This window comes from Mycobacterium kyogaense, from assembly GCF_003254575.1.
In the GTDB taxonomy this organism is placed as follows: domain Bacteria; phylum Actinomycetota; class Actinomycetes; order Mycobacteriales; family Mycobacteriaceae; genus Mycobacterium; species Mycobacterium kyogaense.
Window position 1 is genome coordinate 46141 of sequence record NZ_QJUA01000034.1, and the last position, 15587, is coordinate 61727.

General features: G+C 68.4%; 15 protein-coding genes. 7 read left to right on the forward strand and 8 right to left on the reverse strand.

What is annotated here, in order from left to right:
- Positions 1 to 1557 carry a phytoene desaturase family protein gene (locus DMB80_RS20650; protein WP_420812207.1) on the forward strand — a complete coding sequence of 519 codons (1557 nt, stop codon included), beginning with the start codon at positions 1 to 3 and terminating at the stop codon, positions 1555 to 1557.
- Here the strand turns inward: DMB80_RS20650 and DMB80_RS20655 are convergent.
- The 6 genes from DMB80_RS20655 to pdxH all read right to left on the reverse strand — a co-directional run bounded on the left by DMB80_RS20655 (position 1554) and on the right by pdxH (position 7606).
- A complete protein-coding gene (locus DMB80_RS20655) occupies positions 1554 to 1982 on the reverse strand; it encodes a MarR family winged helix-turn-helix transcriptional regulator (RefSeq protein WP_073684344.1) in 429 nt (142 codons plus the stop codon). The two genes, DMB80_RS20650 and DMB80_RS20655, sit on opposite strands and share 4 nt — an antisense overlap.
- On the reverse strand, positions 1972 to 3426 hold the full coding sequence (locus DMB80_RS20660) for an MFS transporter (RefSeq protein WP_205538805.1): 1455 nt from the start codon (positions 3424 to 3426) through the stop codon (positions 1972 to 1974). The genes DMB80_RS20655 and DMB80_RS20660 overlap by 11 nt, the downstream gene beginning before the upstream one ends.
- Before the next feature lie 132 nt (positions 3427 to 3558).
- Positions 3559 to 4863 carry a citrate synthase gene (locus DMB80_RS20665; RefSeq protein ID WP_111511576.1) on the reverse strand — a complete coding sequence of 435 codons (1305 nt, stop codon included), beginning with the start codon at positions 4861 to 4863 and terminating at the stop codon, positions 3559 to 3561.
- 134 nt (positions 4864 to 4997) lie between these two features.
- Positions 4998 to 5648, reverse strand: coding sequence for a TetR family transcriptional regulator (locus DMB80_RS20670; RefSeq protein ID WP_111511577.1), 651 nt, complete (start codon positions 5646 to 5648; stop codon positions 4998 to 5000).
- Positions 5649 to 5705: 57 nt separating this feature from the next.
- On the reverse strand, positions 5706 to 6977 hold the full coding sequence (locus tag DMB80_RS20675) for an MFS transporter (protein ID WP_111511578.1): 1272 nt from the start codon (positions 6975 to 6977) through the stop codon (positions 5706 to 5708).
- Entirely contained in the window at positions 6977 to 7606 is a 630-nt protein-coding gene (gene pdxH, locus DMB80_RS20680; protein WP_111511579.1) for a pyridoxamine 5'-phosphate oxidase, read from the reverse strand. The genes DMB80_RS20675 and pdxH overlap by 1 nt, the downstream gene beginning before the upstream one ends.
- 95 nt (positions 7607 to 7701) lie before the next feature.
- Here pdxH and DMB80_RS20685 point away from each other — a divergent pair, with 95 nt between their 5' ends.
- Genes DMB80_RS20685 through DMB80_RS20700 form a run of 4 tightly spaced genes read left to right on the forward strand, consistent with a single transcriptional unit; the run spans position 7702 to position 10782 of the window.
- Complete coding sequence (locus DMB80_RS20685) at positions 7702 to 8820, forward strand: citrate synthase 2 (RefSeq protein WP_048423937.1); 1119 nt, start codon at positions 7702 to 7704, stop codon at positions 8818 to 8820.
- Entirely contained in the window at positions 8817 to 9431 is a 615-nt protein-coding gene (locus tag DMB80_RS20690; RefSeq protein ID WP_111511580.1) for a maleylpyruvate isomerase family mycothiol-dependent enzyme, read from the forward strand. The genes DMB80_RS20685 and DMB80_RS20690 overlap by 4 nt, the downstream gene beginning before the upstream one ends.
- A 51-nt stretch (positions 9432 to 9482) precedes the next feature.
- On the forward strand, positions 9483 to 9953 hold the full coding sequence (locus tag DMB80_RS20695) for a VOC family protein (protein WP_111511581.1): 471 nt from the start codon (positions 9483 to 9485) through the stop codon (positions 9951 to 9953).
- A 52-nt stretch (positions 9954 to 10005) separates the two neighbouring features.
- The gene (locus DMB80_RS20700; protein WP_111511582.1) at positions 10006 to 10782 is read left to right on the forward strand and encodes a bestrophin-like domain; all 777 of its coding nucleotides are present in this window, start codon (positions 10006 to 10008) and stop codon (positions 10780 to 10782) included.
- Here DMB80_RS20700 and DMB80_RS20705 read toward each other — a convergent pair.
- Together DMB80_RS20705 and DMB80_RS20710 are read right to left on the reverse strand one after the other, a co-directional pair.
- Positions 10779 to 12452 carry a 4Fe-4S binding protein gene (locus DMB80_RS20705; RefSeq protein ID WP_111511583.1) on the reverse strand — a complete coding sequence of 558 codons (1674 nt, stop codon included), beginning with the start codon at positions 12450 to 12452 and terminating at the stop codon, positions 10779 to 10781. The two genes, DMB80_RS20700 and DMB80_RS20705, sit on opposite strands and share 4 nt — an antisense overlap.
- Positions 12453 to 12466: 14 nt before the next feature.
- Complete coding sequence (locus tag DMB80_RS20710; RefSeq protein ID WP_111511584.1) at positions 12467 to 13495, reverse strand: AurF N-oxygenase family protein; 1029 nt, start codon at positions 13493 to 13495, stop codon at positions 12467 to 12469.
- A 216-nt stretch (positions 13496 to 13711) separates the two neighbouring features.
- On the opposite strand from DMB80_RS20710, the gene serC reads away from it, so the two are divergent.
- Positions 13712 to 14827, forward strand: a complete 1116-nt coding sequence (serC, locus tag DMB80_RS20715; protein ID WP_111511585.1) for a phosphoserine transaminase — start codon at positions 13712 to 13714, stop codon at positions 14825 to 14827.
- Between the two features lie 88 nt (positions 14828 to 14915).
- On the forward strand, positions 14916 to 15587 hold a 672-nt coding region (sepH, locus tag DMB80_RS20720; protein WP_111511586.1), incomplete at its 3' end, for a septation protein SepH.

The window sequence follows — 15587 nt, forward strand, 5'->3', positions numbered from 1 at the left end:
GTGGCCTCGGACTCCCGCACCGACGTCGTCATCGTCGGCGGCGGGCACAACGGTCTGGTGGCAGCCGGGTACCTGGCCCGGGCCGGCCGTCGGGTGTGCGTGTTGGAGCGGCTCGACCACGTCGGTGGCGCCGCCGTGTCGGCCCACGCCTTCGACGGCGTCGACGCGCGTCTGTCGCGGTACTCCTATCTGGTGAGCCTGCTGCCGCAGCGCATCATCGACGACCTCGGGGTCCGGGTGCGTCTCGTGCGACGCCGCTGGTCGTCCTACACCCCCGACCCGGCGTCCGGCGGCCGCACGGGACTGCTGGTCGGGCCGGCCTCCACGTTCGGCGCCGTGGGCGCGGGGGACGACGAGGCCGGCTTCGACGAGTTCTACCGGCGCTGCAACACCGTGACGTCGCGGGTCTGGCCGACGCTGACCGAACCGTTGCGCACCCGCTCGGATCTGCGTCTGGCAGTCGGCGGGGGTCCTGACGAAGAGTGGGCATGGCGGGCGCTCGTCGACCAGCCCATCGGGGACGCGATCACCTCGGCGGTGCGCAACGACCTGGTCCGCGGCGTGATGGCCACCGATGCCCTGATCGGAACCTATGCCGCGCTGGAGGATTCGGCGCTGCAGCAGAATGTCTGCTTCCTGTACCACCTGATCGGCGGCGGCACCGGGGACTGGGATGTGCCGGTCGGCGGTATGGGCGCGGTCAGCGGAGCGCTCGCCGCAGCGGCCGCGGGCTTCGGCGCCGACATCCGCACCGGGGCCGAGGTCGAGTCGATCACCCCCGACGGCGAGGTGCGCTACTGCCAGGACGGTGTGCAGCACCGTGTCGTCGCCGACCACGTGCTGGCCAACGTCACGCCGACGGTGCTGGCCCGACTTCTCGGAGAAGACGCGCCCGACAGCGCGCCCGGCGCGCAGGTCAAGGTCAACCTGATGCTGCGGCGGCTCCCCCGGTTGCGCGACGACAGCGTCACCGTCGAGCAAGCCTTCGGCGGCACCTTCCACATCAACGAGACGTACAGCCAACTCGAGTCGGCCTACCGACGCGCCGCAGAAGGCGCAGTGCCGGAGCCGCTTCCGTGCGAGATCTACTGCCACTCACTGGCCGACCCCACGATCCTGTCGGATGAGCTGCGCGCCTCGGGCGCTCACACGTTGACGGTGTTCGGGCTACACACCCCACACCACCTGATGACGGCAGGCACCCCGGAGCGCCTGCGTGACACGCTGACCTCCGCGGTCTTGACGTCGTTGAATTCCGTTCTCGCCGAGCCGATTCACGACGTCCTGATGGAGGACGCGGCGGGCCGGCTGTGCATCGAGACGAAGACGACCGCCGACCTCGACGATGCGCTGGGAATGACGAACGGCCACATCTTCCACGGCGCGCTGACGTGGCCCTTCGCCGAGGACGACGAGCCACTCTCGACGCCGGCGCAGCGCTGGGGCGTGGCCACCGCGCACGACCGAATCCTGTTGTGCGGATCGGGGGCTCGCCGCGGCGGCGCCGTCTCGGGCATCGGGGGGCACAACGCGGCGATGGCGGTGCTGGACCGCTAGCCGGGTGGTCGGCCGGCCAGCTTGTCCAGCAGCGTCCGCAGCGTCGCCAGGTCGTCGGCGTCCAGGCCGGTCAGCATCGGCGGCGCCGGATCGCGGACGTCGTCGATCGCGCGCACCAGCTCGTGCCCCGCATCGGTCAGCGACACCACCTTGCAGCGCCGGTTGCGCGGATCGATCTCGCGAACCACGAGTCCGCGCTCTTCCAGGTCATTGATCGCGACTGTGGCGGCGGGCGCGTCGATGGTCGCCGCGGCGGCGAGTTCCTTGACCGTCATCGGAGCACGACGGAGACGCGTCAGGATGCGAACACGGCTGAACGGTAGACCGGCGCGCTCGACGACGAGCCGCTTCCATCCGTCGAGGTTGTCCATGACCAGCGCGGACATGTCGCGCCAGACCTTGTCGGCCGCCGAGTCACCGGACATGAGCACCCACCGGGCTCGGCGTGCCGGCGATCAGCGGCGCCAGCCGGTCGGCGGAGCGTTGCGCGCGTTGCGATGTGGAGTACACGCCGAGCGCCAGGATCACGAAGCCCAGTGCCACGCAGACGAACCACAGCGGTCGAGCGGCCGTCGCGAAGTCCGTGCCACCCATCGTGATCGCCGAGCCGGCGACCGAACCGCACAGCGCCACACCGATACTCACGCCAACCTGCCGACTCGTCGACGTCACCGCCGAGGCGGCGCCCGCGCGATCCAGCGGCATCCCGCCGACGGCGGCGTTGGTGATCGGCGCGTTGACCATCGCGAAGCCGATACCGAAGACCGCGAACACGATCAGCATCCACCACACCGGGGTCGACGCGGTCAGGAAGGTCAACATCGTGGCGGCAGCGACGATCATCGTCCCGGCGATCACCAAGGACGGGCGGGCGCCGTACCGGCCGACCAGGCGGCCCGACAGCGGGGAGAAGATCAGGGCACCGATCGCGATCGGCAGGTAGATCAGGCCGGTGTGCATCGCCGAGAAGCCGCGCTCGCCTTGGAGGTAGAGAGACATCATGAACAGGAAGGCGCCCCAGGCGGAGAAGGCACTGACCGCCGAGATGGTGGCGGAGCTGAACGGGATGCTCCGGAAGAAGCGGAGGTCCAGGAATGGATCCTCGCGCCGCGACTCGAAGCGCAGGAACGCAGCCAGGGCCACGACAGCGATGACGGCGATGCCGACGACCCGGGGATGCGTCCATCCCAGCACCGGACCCTCGATCAGGGTGTAGACGACGCCGAACAGCGTCACCACCGCCAACAGCTGCCCGACCGGGTCGACGCTGCGCATGGTCGCCGACTTGGTCTCGGGCACGAAGATGGCGGTGAGGACCAGCGCGGCCGCACAGATCGGCAGGTTGATCCAGAACACCGAGCGCCAGCCGACCGTCTCGATCAACAGGCCGCCGACTATCGGCCCGGCCGCCATCGAGATACCGGTCACCCCACCCCAGATCCCCAGCGCCCTGGCACGCTCCTGCGGTTTGACGAAGATCTGCGAAATGATCGACAGTGCAACGGGATTCATCATCGAACCACCGATCCCCTGCAGAAAACGGGCGCCGATCAACGCGTCGATCGTGGGCGCGAGGCTGCACGCCAGCGAGCCCAGCGCGAACAGCGTCAGCCCGATCTGGAACACCCGGCGGCGGCCGAACCGGTCACCCGTGGCCCCCGACAGCATCAGCAGCGAGGCCAGCACCAGCGTGTAGACGTCGAGCACCCACTGCATCTGCGAGGGCGAAGCCGACAGATCGGTGCGGATGGCCGGAATCGCGACGTTGACGATCGTGGCGTCCATGGAGACGATCAGCAAGCTCAGGCAGCAGGACACCAGAACGATCACCTTGCGCCGCTGCGTCAGCGTGCCGACGGTTTCATTCATACAACGATTGTGAAACTACAACCGTCATGATCGCAAGCGACGAGAATGTGACGCTCGGCGCAAGCGAGCGCGCACAGAATGCCGTTGATTGCGGCGCGTCGGCGTGCAGACGCGCGCGCTCGCCGAACGAGGCTAGCGGTCGGAAAGGTCGGTGAAGTCCCGCTCGGTGTAGCCGGTGTAGATCTGCCGCGGCCGGCCGATCTTGTTCGGCTCGCCGTGCATCTCCCGCCAGTGCGCGATCCACCCGGGCAGCCGGCCCAGCGCGAACAGCACCGTGAACATCCGCGTGGGGAAGCCCATGGCCCGGTAGATCACGCCGGTGTAGTAGTCGACGTTCGGGTAGAGCTTGCGCTCGACGAAGAAGTCATCGGTCAGGGCGATCTCTTCGAGTTCCTTGGCGATGTCGAGCAGTTCGTCCTGCACGCCGATCTTGCCGAGGATCTTGTCCGCCTGCTCCTTGACGATGCGGGCGCGCGGATCGTAGTTCTTGTAGACGCGGTGACCGAAGCCCATCAGCTTCACGCCGTCCTCGCGGTTCTTGACCTTCTTGACGAACGTCGCGACGTCGTCGTCGCCCTTCTGGATCTTCGTCAGCATCTCCAACACGGCCTGGTTGGCGCCGCCGTGCAACGGGCCCCACAGCGCATTGATACCGCCGGAGATCGACGTGAACAGGTTCGCCTGCGAGCTGCCCACCAGGCGCACCGTCGAGGTGGAGCAGTTCTGCTCGTGGTCGGCGTGCAAGATGAACAGCATGTCGAGCGCCCGGACGATCTCCGGATCGACCTCGTAGGGCTCGGCGGGGAACCCGAACGTCATCCGCAGGAAGTTCTCCACCAGCGTCAGCGAGTTGTCCGGGTAGAGGAACGGCTGCCCCTCGGACTTCTTGTAGGCGTACGCGGCGATCGTGGGCAGCTTGGCCAGCAGCCGGATCGTGGACAGCTCCACCTGCTGCGGGTTGAACGGATCCAGCGAATCCGGGTAGTACGCACTCAGTGCGTTCACCGCGCTGGAGAGCACAGGCATCGGGTGGGCGTCGCGGGGGAAGCCGTCGAAGAACCGCTTGAGGTCCTCGTGCAGCAACGTGTGCCGCTGGATCTGGGTGGTGAACTTCTCCAGCTGATCGGCGGTGGGCAGCTCGCCGTACAGCAGCAGGTAGCTGACCTCGATGAAGTTGGACTTCTCGGCGAGCTGCTCGATCGGATACCCGCGGTAGCGCAGGATGCCGGCGTCTCCGTCGATGTAGGTGATCGCGCTCTTGGTCGATGAGGTGTTGACGAAGCCGCCGTCGAACGTGGTGTAACCGGTCTTTGCCAGCAGTGACCCGAGCGCGATGCCGTCGGCACCCTCGGTCGCTTTGACGATGTCGAGTTCCAGCTCCCCGCCCGGGTAGGACAGGGTGGCGTGCTCTTTCCCGGCTTCGGCGTGATCGGCCACTGGGATCCCTTCGGGTCGGTTCTAACGGGAATCGCGAGGTCTGGATGCAAGTCTGACTACAGAAGGTAGTCCCATTCCGACGAGGCCGCCCGCGGGGGTCGCCGACGCCGCGTCCCATCGGCATCGCCCGGGCGTCACACCGCCAGCCCGAACCCCGCGAACTCGTCCATGAAGTCAGCACAGACCGACTCGAACGCGGCGATCGTGTCGTCCACCCCCACGCCGGCCAGCGAAGACGAGCACCGCGTGACCTCCTGCAGCGCGGTCATCAGCACACCACCGAAAACGGCCGACATCAGCCTCACCCGCCGGTCGTCGACCCGCAGCCCCATCCGCTCGGCCATCGCGACATCGACAGGGCTGGCCCGGAACTCCATGGCCGCCTGCTGCAGCGTTCCCGAGGACACCGTGATCCTCAGGATCTGCATCAGTCGATACGACGACAGCGCCCCCGCGGGCGCCAACTTCGAGTTCTGCGCCATCCCGATGTACGCGCGGCGGAGCGCCTCGAAGTGTCCGATCTCGGGTGGTTGGGTGATCAATTCCGCCGCGACCATGTCGAGCACTTCGTCGATCAGAGCCAGCGCGATCGCGTCCTTGGTGGCGAAGTAGCGGCTGAAGGTGCGCGGCGAGACGTCGGCGCTCGCAGCGATCTGGTCGACAGTCGTTCCGTCGAAGCCCTGCCGATCGCACAGCAGGACGGCGGAGTCGATCAGAGTGGCACGGGTCCGGCGCTTCTTGCGCTCACGAAGCCCGAGCACGGGCTCCCCCCTGACATCACCCACGGGTACGGATGCTAATCGGCGCGACGGCGCCGCGAGGGCGATCTGAGGTGGGAGAGATCAGCGAATTCCCGGCACCCGATAGCGGACGAACGCGGGCACAGCGAGCGCCGCCAGCACCACCCCGACCACCACGAGCACACCGCCGCCTGCCGCGGCGACGGTCGTCCCGACGGCGGCGGCCGCCGCACCGTGCGCGGCGTCGGCGAACCGGGGACCACCGGCAACGACGACGGTGAAGACGCCCTGCAGGCGCCCGCGCAGCTCGTCCGAGGCCACCTCCTGCAGGATCGTCGACCGGAACGCCGCCGAAACCATGTCGGCCGCACCGCCGAAAGCCAAGCAGCCCAGGGCAATCCACAGCATCAGGCCCGCGGTCCCGTTCGCCGCCCCGGCTGCCAAGCCGAAGCCGGTCATCGCCAGGCCCCAGGCCACGATCGCGCCCACCACCGCGAGGCCCTGCCGGCGCACCCGGGGTAGCCAGCCCGAGAACACGCCGCCGGCCACGGCACCCGCCGACATCGCCGCCGCCAGCAGGGCCATCGTCGTACCGCCCGCCACGGGACCGCCGAAGCTCTCGTGAGCCATCTGCGGGAACAGCGCCCGCGGCATCCCGAAGATCATCGCGATCAGGTCCACGACGAACGACATCAGCACCACGCGGTTGCCGGCGAGGTAGCGGAAGCCGTCGAGGACGGCCTTCAGCCCGTAACCCGGTGCGCCCTCGCCGGTCAGCGACGGCGGCATCGGAGCCAACCTGATGGTGGCCCACACCGCGGCGAGACACGTCAGGGTGTCGATGAGGTAGAGCGTCGACAGGTCGACCCAGTGCAGGAGCACGCCGGCCAGCAGCGGGCCGGCGATCGCGCCGAACTGCATCACCGTCATGTTCAGCGAGTTCGCCGCCGGCAACTGGGCAAGGGGCAGCATGCGCGGAATGGCGGCCGATCGCGTCGGTGAGTTCACCGCGAAGAACGCCTGCTGCACCGAGAGCAGGCTCAGCACCACCCACACGTTGTCGATGCCCAGCGCCGCCTGCACCCACAGCAGCGCCGAGGACACGGTCAATCCGCACGAGGTGATGATGAGCAGCACCCGGCGATCCATCGCGTCGGCCCACGCGCCTCCCCACAGCCCGAACACGACGAGCGGCACGAGCGCGAACAGGCCGGCCAGTCCGACATAGAGCGAGTTCTGGGTCAGGGCGTAGAGCTGGACCGGCACCGCGAAGATCGTCAGATTCGCGCCGACGACGGTGACGATCCCGGCAGACCAGAGCCGGCGGAAGTCCGGCGTCTGCAGCGGCGTCGTGTCGGCGAACAGCCGCCCCACTACGGCTGGAGGCGTTCGATGTGACCCTCGCGCACGCGAATTCTGTTGTGCAGGCGGCTCTCTCGACCCTGCCAGAATTCGATCTCCTCGGGCGCGATCAGGTAGCCACCCCAGTGTGGCGGGACGGGCACGGTCTCGGTGCCGGCGAACCGTTCGGTGACCTCGGCGAGCTGACGGCGCAGGGCATCACGCGAGGCGATCGGTGAGCTCTGCGCCGAGGCCCATGCGCCGAGCTGCGCGCCCCGGGGGCGCTGCACCCAGTAGGCGGCGGTCTCGGCGTCGGACACCTTGGTCACCGTTCCGCGGACGTGTACCTGCCTGCTGAGCGCGTACCAGGGGAACGTCGCCGAGGCGTACGGCGCGGCGGCCAGCTGCTCGCCCTTGGCCGAGGCGTAGTTCGTGTAGAAGGTGAGGCCGGATGCGGTCACGCTCTTGCACAACACGGTGCGGGTGACCGGTCTTCCCGCCGCATCGACAGTGCCGACGACCATCGCGTTCGGCTCGACCACCCCGCCCTGCTCGGCGTCGGCCAACCAGCTGGTCAGCAGCGCCAGCCAGCCCCCGTCGAGCCAGCTCTCGTCGAGGTCGGCGCTGCCGTCCTTCTCGACCGATCCGTACTCCACCCGCATACGCGCGAGGTGATCCGATGTGCTCACGCGATCACGCTACGCCCGACGTCCGACTGGCAGTTTCGCCGGCGGGCCGTGATGCAACAATCACGCCCATGACTGCGGTGCCCAAGGATTTCGCCCCCGGACTCGCGGGCGTGGTGGCGTTCGAGACCGAGATCGCCGAACCCGACAAGGACGGCGGCGCCCTGCGCTACCGCGGCGTCGACATCGACGACCTGGTGTCCAACCGGGTCACCTTCGGCGACGTCTGGAGCCTGCTGGTCGACGGCCGGTTCGGGGCGGGACTCGCACCCGCGGAACCGTTCCCGGTGCCGGTGCACAGCGGCGACGTTCGCGTCGACGTCCAGGCGGGCATGGCCATGCTGGCCCCGATCTGGGGGTTGCGGCCGCTGCTGGACATCGATGACCAGACCGCACGCGACGACCTGGCGCGGGTCTCGGTGATGGGGCTGTCCTACGTCGCGCAGTCCGCGCGCGGAATCGGGAAGCCTGCCGTTCCGCAGCGCGTCATCGACGAATGCCCCACGGTGACAGCGCGATTCATGACGCGGTGGCAGGGCGACCCCGATCCGCGCCACGTCGAGGCGATCGACGCCTACTGGGTGAGCGCCGCCGAACACGGAATGAACGCGTCGACGTTCACCGCGCGCGTCATCGCGTCGACGGGCGCTGACGTGGCGGCCGCACTGTCCGGAGCAGTCGGCGCGATGAGCGGTCCGCTGCACGGCGGCGCGCCCGCCCGGGTGATCCCGATGATCGAGGAGGCCGAACGCACCGGGGATGCCCGCGCGGTCATCACCGGCATCCTGGACCGCAAGGAAAAGCTGATGGGCTTCGGTCACCGGGTGTACCGGGCCGAGGACCCCCGGGCGCGGGTTCTGCGGGCCACCGCCAAGCGCCTGGACGCTCCGCGCTACGAGGTGGCCGCCGCGTTGGAACAGGCCGCGCTGACCGAGCTCCGGGAGCGCAGACCCGACCGCGCGATCGAGACCAACGTCGAGTTCTGGGCGGCGGTCATCCTCGATTTCGCCGAGGTACCGCCGGCCATGATGCCCGCGATGTTCACCTGTGGGCGCACCGCAGGATGGTGCGCCCACATCCTCGAGCAGAAGCGTCTGGGCAAGCTGGTGCGACCGTCGGCGATCTACGTCGGCCCGGCACCGCGCAGCCTCGAGTCGGTCGACGGCTGGGACTCACTGGCCCGGCCATGACCGGCGAACGGATCGTCTTCGCATCGGCCGCACGGTATCTGGCGACACTGGTGCGTCAGATACCCGCGGACCGATGGGACGGACCGGGGCTCGGCGAGTGGACGGTGCGCGATCTGGTGGGGCACACGTCGCGATCACTCATCACCGTCAGCAGCTACCTGAACACCAGCGCATCACGCGAGGACGTTCGCGAACCCGCCGACTATTACGTGCGCATCAGTGACTACGTCACCGATGCCGGCGCCGACGCGATCGTCGAGCGCGGCCGTCAGGCGGGCCGTGATCTCGGCGCGGACCCCGTCGCGACGATCGACGGTCTGGTCGAGCGGGTGCTCGGCGAGATCGACACCGCCGGCGACCCGCTGATGGAGGTGATCGGCGGACTGGGCGTGCGGTTGTCCACCTACCTGCCCACCCGGACCTTCGAGATCGCCGTGCACGGCCTGGACATCGCCGCGGCGGTCGGGCTCACGGTGACTCCGCCGGTCGAGGTGCTCGCCGAGTCCGCCGCGCTGGCAGGCCGGATCGGCGCACACCTGGGCCAGGGCGCGGCGGTGCTGCTCGCGTTGACCGGGCGCAGCCCGCTGCCCGCGGGATTCTCCGTCGTCTGAGCCGATGAGTTCTGGGTGTCGGCCGGGTCAGTACCGACAGCCAACCGGCCAATGCAGAAGGAGATACCCGTGGCACCCGACAACACCCCGATGCTCGTCCCCCACCTCGTCGTCGGCGACGCCGCCGCGGCGCTGGACTTCTATGCCAGGGCGTTCGGCGCCGAGGAGATGGTCCGGCTGCCCGGGCCCGACGGCAAGCTGATGCACGCCTGCATGCGCATCAACGGATCGATGGTGTTCCTCAACGACGACTATCCCGAGTACAACGACGGCGTGTCGAGCACCCCGGCCGCGCTGGGCGGCACACCGGTCACGCTGCACCTGCACGGCGCCGACGTCGACGGCCGGTTCCAGCGGGCGCTCGACGCGGGCGCCGTCGTGGTCAACCCACTGGAGGACCAGTTCTGGGGTGACCGCTACGGGGTGGTGCGCGACCCCTTCGGCCACCACTGGGCGCTGGCCGAATCCGTGCGAGAGGTCGACGTCACCGAGATCGCGGCACAGATGAGCAGTGCCGAGTAACCGTTTGGTGTGTTTGCTGGGCTAGATGGGACGGGCCAGCGATAATCCGACGATGATCTGGCTGCTCCAGTTCCCCCCTGTGCTCCTCGGCATCCTGTGGGTTGTCATCATCGTGGGGATCTCCGTCGGCGGGCTGGTGGTGTTCCGCAAGGCGGTGTCGCACACCCGGCTGGAGAACGCGAACCCGGTGTCCAGTGCGGTGTTTCAGGTCGCGGGGGTGCTCTACGCCGTCCTGGTCGCGTTCGTCGTCGTAGTGGTGTGGGAACAGATGGGCGACGCCGAGGACGCGGCAAGCAAAGAAGCCTCGGCGGTCGCCGACCTGCTCCGCGACTCGGCCGCCCTGCCCGCCGCCAACCGCGCCGAGGTGGAACGCAACCTGATCGCCTACACCCGCGACGTGATCGACAACGAGTTCCCGCGCATGCGCCGGGGCGAGGCGATCTCCGAGCAGTCGCCGGCACTGAACGACGTGTGGCAGTCCTACCTGAAGGTGCAGCCCGAGACACGCAACGAGATCGCGTTCTTCGACCACGCGATCGTGCGCCTGAACGATCTCAGCGCCAACCGGAAGTTGCGGGTGTCCACCGGCGATGCCTCGGTGCCGGGAGAGCTGTGGGTGCTGCTCATCGGCGGCGGAGCCGTGTTGATGACGTTCACCTACCTGTTCGGCACCAAAGACCTACTGGTGCACGGGATGGCGATCGGCCTCACGGCAGCGTTGCTGGCGTTCGTGATGTACCTGATCTTCGCGCTCGAACATCCCTACGTGGGCGCGCTGTCGGTGCAGCCCACCGCATTCGTCAACGCGCTCAGGGATTGGAACGTCTAGCGCAACAGGCCGGACAGCAGCCGCCGATGCATCGGTTCGGCCGGCGCGCTGGCGGCAACCCGCAGCATCTCCTCCACGGTCGTGAACTTGACGCGCGGCCGCTCACCCCTGCCCCGTGCCACCTCGGTGGCGTCGATCGCGCGCCACCCGGCAGCATCGACGACCTCTGGTGCTCGGCCCCGCACGAACCGGTCCAACGCCGAAGGCTTGTGGCTCGGGGCGGGTAGCAGGCCCGCGTTGTAGTCGGCGACAAGGGTGTGCACGGTCTGCGCTGCGCACGACTTGTTCGTGCCGATGAAACCCGTGGGCCCGCGCTTGATCCAGCCGGCGACGTAGCTGCCCGGCGCCGGGGCATCACCGTCGAGAACCCGGCCGCCGTCGTTGGGGACGACGCCGGCCGCCTCGTCGAACGGCAGTCCCCGAATGGGCATGCCTCGGTAGCCGATGGACGTCAGCACCGTGCCGGTGTCGAGCGCGACCACCTCGTCGGTGCCGGTGACTCCGAACTCCACGCCCGTCACCCGTTGCTCGCCGAGCACGCGCCGCGGAGTGAGGTTGTAGGCCAACCGAATACGCGGGCCGGTGATGGGCGCGGTGCTGTCACCGAGCTTGCTCAGGATCTCAAGTTTGCGGCGCGTCAGATCGTCGGCCGCCTCGGCGAGATCCTCCCGCACGCGCTGATGGTCGCTCGCGTCGAGTACCAAGTCACACCGGGCCGTGAGCCCGATCAGCTCGGGCAGCGTGAATGCCGACGCCGCCGGACCACGCCGCGCGGCGATCACCACCTCGCGGACACGCGACTCGCGCAGCGCCGCCAACGCATGATCGGCGATGTCTGTGCGCGCCAACGCATCCGGTTCCGCAGTCAGGATTCGCGCGACGTCGAGAGCGACGTTGCCGTTGCCGACGACGATCACCCGCTCACCGCTGAGATCGACAGCCAGATCGGCGAAGTCGGGATGGCCGTTGTACCACGCCACGAACTCGGTGGCGGTGCTCGCACCCGGCAGGCTCATCCCCTCCACGTCGAGGCGCTTGTCTGTGGGCGCACCGACGGCGTAGAGCACCGCATGGTGATGGTCGAGCAGTTCGTCATGCGTGAGATCCGATCCCACCTCGACGTTGAGGTAGAACCGGAAGTCTCGACGGGCGGCGATCCGGTCGAACAACGCGGTGACCTGCTTGGTCGCCTGATGGTCGGGAGCCACGCCGGCACGCGCCAAACCGTAAGGTGTGGGCAGCTTTTCGAACACATTCACCTGCACGCCCGACTGGGTGAGCAGCTCGTCGGCGGCGTACATCGCCGCGGGTCCGGAGCCGACGATCGCGACCCGCAGCGGGCCCCCGCCGCGGGCGTGCACCATCGGCGCATCCGGGACAGGCGCGAGCTTGGAGGTCGGCGGCAGCTTGCCCTCCCGCTTCGGATAGAACCCGGCGTTGATCTCCACGAACGGGAGCTGCTCGTTGCTCAGACGGCTGTCCGGGGCGATCGCCCCCACCGGGCACGCCGACACGCATGCGCCGCAGTCGACGCAGGCGTCCGGATCGATGAACAGCATCTCGGCGGTGGCGAAGCCCGGTTCATCCGGTGATGGATGGATGCAGTTGACCGGGCACGCGAAAACACAGGACCCGTCGCTGCAACACGACTGGGTGATGACGTGCGGCATGTTCTATCGCGGGCCTACGCCACCGAGGCCAAGTGCTCGCGCTGCGGCTCGCTGCGGTAGCGGCTGGGCCGCCCACCGATGCGGCAGATGCGCCACATCAGCTTGGCGAAGGGGTTCATCAACCCGGTGTCGTGGGCGAGCATCCGCACGTCGCCGAACATGTCTCGCAGCATCTGCCGCGACTCCGGCGACTTGAAGAAGATGTCCTTGCGCACCGAGCGCGGGATGTCGAACTCCTTCCAGAACGCGCGCGGCGGCACGATGATCGCCGAGCACAGCACGCGCATCACGATCGGAACGTAGAGCGAGAGCCAGAACCTCTTGCGACGCGGCAGATCCGGAACCCGCTTGCGCAGGTATTCGTGCGCGAACGAGATGTGGCGGGCCTCTTCGGCGACGTGAATCGCCATGACTCGCTCCATGATCGGATGCAGCGCCTTGCCTTCGCGCAGCACGTTCTTCTGCGTGTGGTCGATGGGCTCCTCGCCGGCGAGGATGCCGAACCAGAACGGGATCGGCAGCGGCCCGGCGACGAGCGGGATCGCAGGCTGGATCCACTTGAGCAGCTTCGGCATGCCCGGCACGTCAGCCCCGATGCGGTTCACCATCTCCTGGAACATCAGGGTGTGGTTGCACTCCTCGACCGCCTCGTGCAGGCAGTAGCGGTACTCGGGAGAGCCGTTGGGCGTCCAGAACGCGTACTCCATCAAGCCGCGGATCAGGATGGACTCGAAGTGCAGACCGACTTTGGCGACGTTGGCCTGACGCCACATGCCGATCTCGATCTGCCGCTCCTTGGGCTGCGAGCGGTACCACTCGTGCTTGCCGATGGGATCGGTCGCCGGCAGAATCCAGCGCTCGTCGTTCGGCTTCACCGCGAACTCGGGCGAGTCCCAATCGATGTCCGTGTACGGGTTGAAATTGCGCCGCACCGAGCCCTCCGAGAGGGTCTGCAGCGTGTTCACGTAGTCGACGTCGTCGAACACGTCCATGTTCCTGCGCCACCGGCGAATGATCTTCGTGCGTGCTTCTTTGACTGCCATCGGGAGCCTCCATCCCTCACGTCGAGGTTTACATTCCAGTACCCGTTGTCCAAGGACAGTACCCGCGGTCCCATGAATTGAACAGGGCAATCTCCTGAATGTGCGCTGAGCGCGTTATCCCGATCACACGTGACGCACATCACAGCACCAGGTCCTGTCCACACCGGATGACCACCGCCGTGAATACCTGCACCGATCCGGTTCTACGCTTGCCCCATGGCTGCGGACCTCACGATTCCCGACGACCTCAAGCCCCGCGACGGCCGCTTCGGCTGCGGACCGTCCAAGGTGCGCCCCGAGCAACTGACCGCGCTCGCCGACGCGGGCCACCTGTTCGGCACCTCGCACCGGCAGGCCCCGGTCAAGAACCTGGTCGGCCGTGTCCGCGACGGGCTGCGCCAGCTGTTCTCGCTGCCCGACGGGTACGAGGTGATCCTCGGCAATGGCGGCTCCACCGCCTTCTGGGACGCCGCGGCGTTCGGGCTGGTCGACCAGCGCTCGCTGCACCTGACCTACGGCGAGTTCAGCGCGAAGTTCGCGTCCGCGGTGGCAAAGAACCCGTTCGTCGGCGACCCGGTGGTGATCAGGGCCGACGCCGGGAGCGCGCCCGCGCCGACCACCGACCCCTCCGTCGACGTCATCGCGTGGGCACACAACGAGACCTCCACCGGCGTCGCCGTCGGAGTGCAGCGCCCCGACGGCGCGGGTGAGGCCTTGATCGTCATCGACGCCACCTCGGCTGCCGGCGGTCTGCCCGTCGACATCACCGCCGCCGACACCTACTACTTCGCCCCGCAGAAGAACTTCGCGGGCGACGGCGGTCTGTGGATCGCGCTGATGTCACCGGCCGCGCTGGCCCGCGTCGAAGCCATCGCGGCGTCCGGCCGCTGGGTGCCCGAGTTCCTGTCGCTGCCCATCGCGATCGAGAACAGCGTCAAGAACCAGACCTACAACACCCCCGCGATCGGCACGCTGGTGCTGCTCGCCGAGCAGATCGACTGGCTGCTCGGCAACGGTGGACTGGACTGGGCGACCAAGCGCACCGCGGACTCGTCGTCGCGGCTGTACTCCTGGGCCGAAGCCTCGTCGTTCGCCACCCCGTTCGTCGCCGACCCGGCGCTGCGCTCGGCCGTCGTCGGCACCGTCGATTTCAACGACGACGTCGACGCCGCCGCCGTGGCCAAGACGCTGCGTGCGAACGGCATCGTCGACACCGAGCCGTACCGCAAACTCGGCCGCAACCAGCTGCGGGTGGGCATGTTCCCGGCGGTCGAGCCCGACGACGTGAGTGCCCTGACGGCCTGCATCGACTGGGTCGTCGGACAGATGTAGCGACTGCCGCGTGTCATCGCGGTAACGGCGAGATAACGCAGTAGGGTGACCGCGTATCGGGCTCAGTGCGGCCCGAGAGGAGGTCGTCATGCGGGAACTGAAAGTCGTCGGACTCGAAGTCAACGGCACCCGGATCATCTGCGAGACCGACGACTCCGCGGAGAAATTCGTGCTGCGCTCCGACGAGCGACTCAAGGCCGCAGTACGCGGCGACCGGGCCGGCTCGAACCAGACCACGATCGATGTCGAGGTGCCGAACGTGCTGCGCCCCAGGGAGATCCAAGCCAAGATCCGCGCCGGAGCCTCGGTGGAGCAGGTCGCCACGGCCGCCGGCGTCGACATCGCCCGGGTGGAACGATTCGCCCACCCCGTCCTGCTCGAGCGCTCCCGCGCCGCAGAGCTGGCCACCGCCGCGCACCCCGTGCTGTCCGACGGCCCGTCGGTCCTGACGCTGCTCGAGACCGTGACCGCCGCGCTGATCGCCCGCGGGCTCGACCCCGAGAAGACCGAATGGGACGCCTGGCGTAACGAGGACGGCCGCTGGACGGTGCAGATGGCGTGGAAGGCCGGCATGTCCGACAACGTCGCGCATTTCCGGTACGCACCCGGCGCCCACGGCGGCACAGTGACCGCCTTCGACGACGCGGCCTACCAGCTGATCGACCCCAGCTACGCCCGGCCGCTGCGGCCCCTCGCCCCGGTGGCGCAGCTCGCCCTCGGCGACCCCGAGCCAGTCGCCCCGGCCCCCAAGCCCGCTCCC

Coding starts and splice junctions, on each gene's coding strand:
- serC (WP_111511585.1), top strand. CDS start 13,712: ATGGCTGCGGACCTCACGATTCCCGACGACCTCAAGCCCCGCGACGGC.
- DMB80_RS20710 (WP_111511584.1), bottom strand. CDS start 13,495: ATGGCAGTCAAAGAAGCACGCACGAAGATCATTCGCCGGTGGCGCAGG.
- DMB80_RS20695 (WP_111511581.1), top strand. CDS start 9,483: ATGCAGAAGGAGATACCCGTGGCACCCGACAACACCCCGATGCTCGTC.
- DMB80_RS20660 (WP_205538805.1), bottom strand. CDS start 3,426: ATGAATGAAACCGTCGGCACGCTGACGCAGCGGCGCAAGGTGATCGTT.
- DMB80_RS20700 (WP_111511582.1), top strand. CDS start 10,006: ATGATCTGGCTGCTCCAGTTCCCCCCTGTGCTCCTCGGCATCCTGTGG.
- pdxH (WP_111511579.1), bottom strand. CDS start 7,606: ATGCGGGTGGAGTACGGATCGGTCGAGAAGGACGGCAGCGCCGACCTC.
- DMB80_RS20690 (WP_111511580.1), top strand. CDS start 8,817: ATGACCGGCGAACGGATCGTCTTCGCATCGGCCGCACGGTATCTGGCG.
- DMB80_RS20705 (WP_111511583.1), bottom strand. CDS start 12,452: ATGCCGCACGTCATCACCCAGTCGTGTTGCAGCGACGGGTCCTGTGTT.
- DMB80_RS20685 (WP_048423937.1), top strand. CDS start 7,702: ATGACTGCGGTGCCCAAGGATTTCGCCCCCGGACTCGCGGGCGTGGTG.
- DMB80_RS20655 (WP_073684344.1), bottom strand. CDS start 1,982: ATGTCCGGTGACTCGGCGGCCGACAAGGTCTGGCGCGACATGTCCGCG.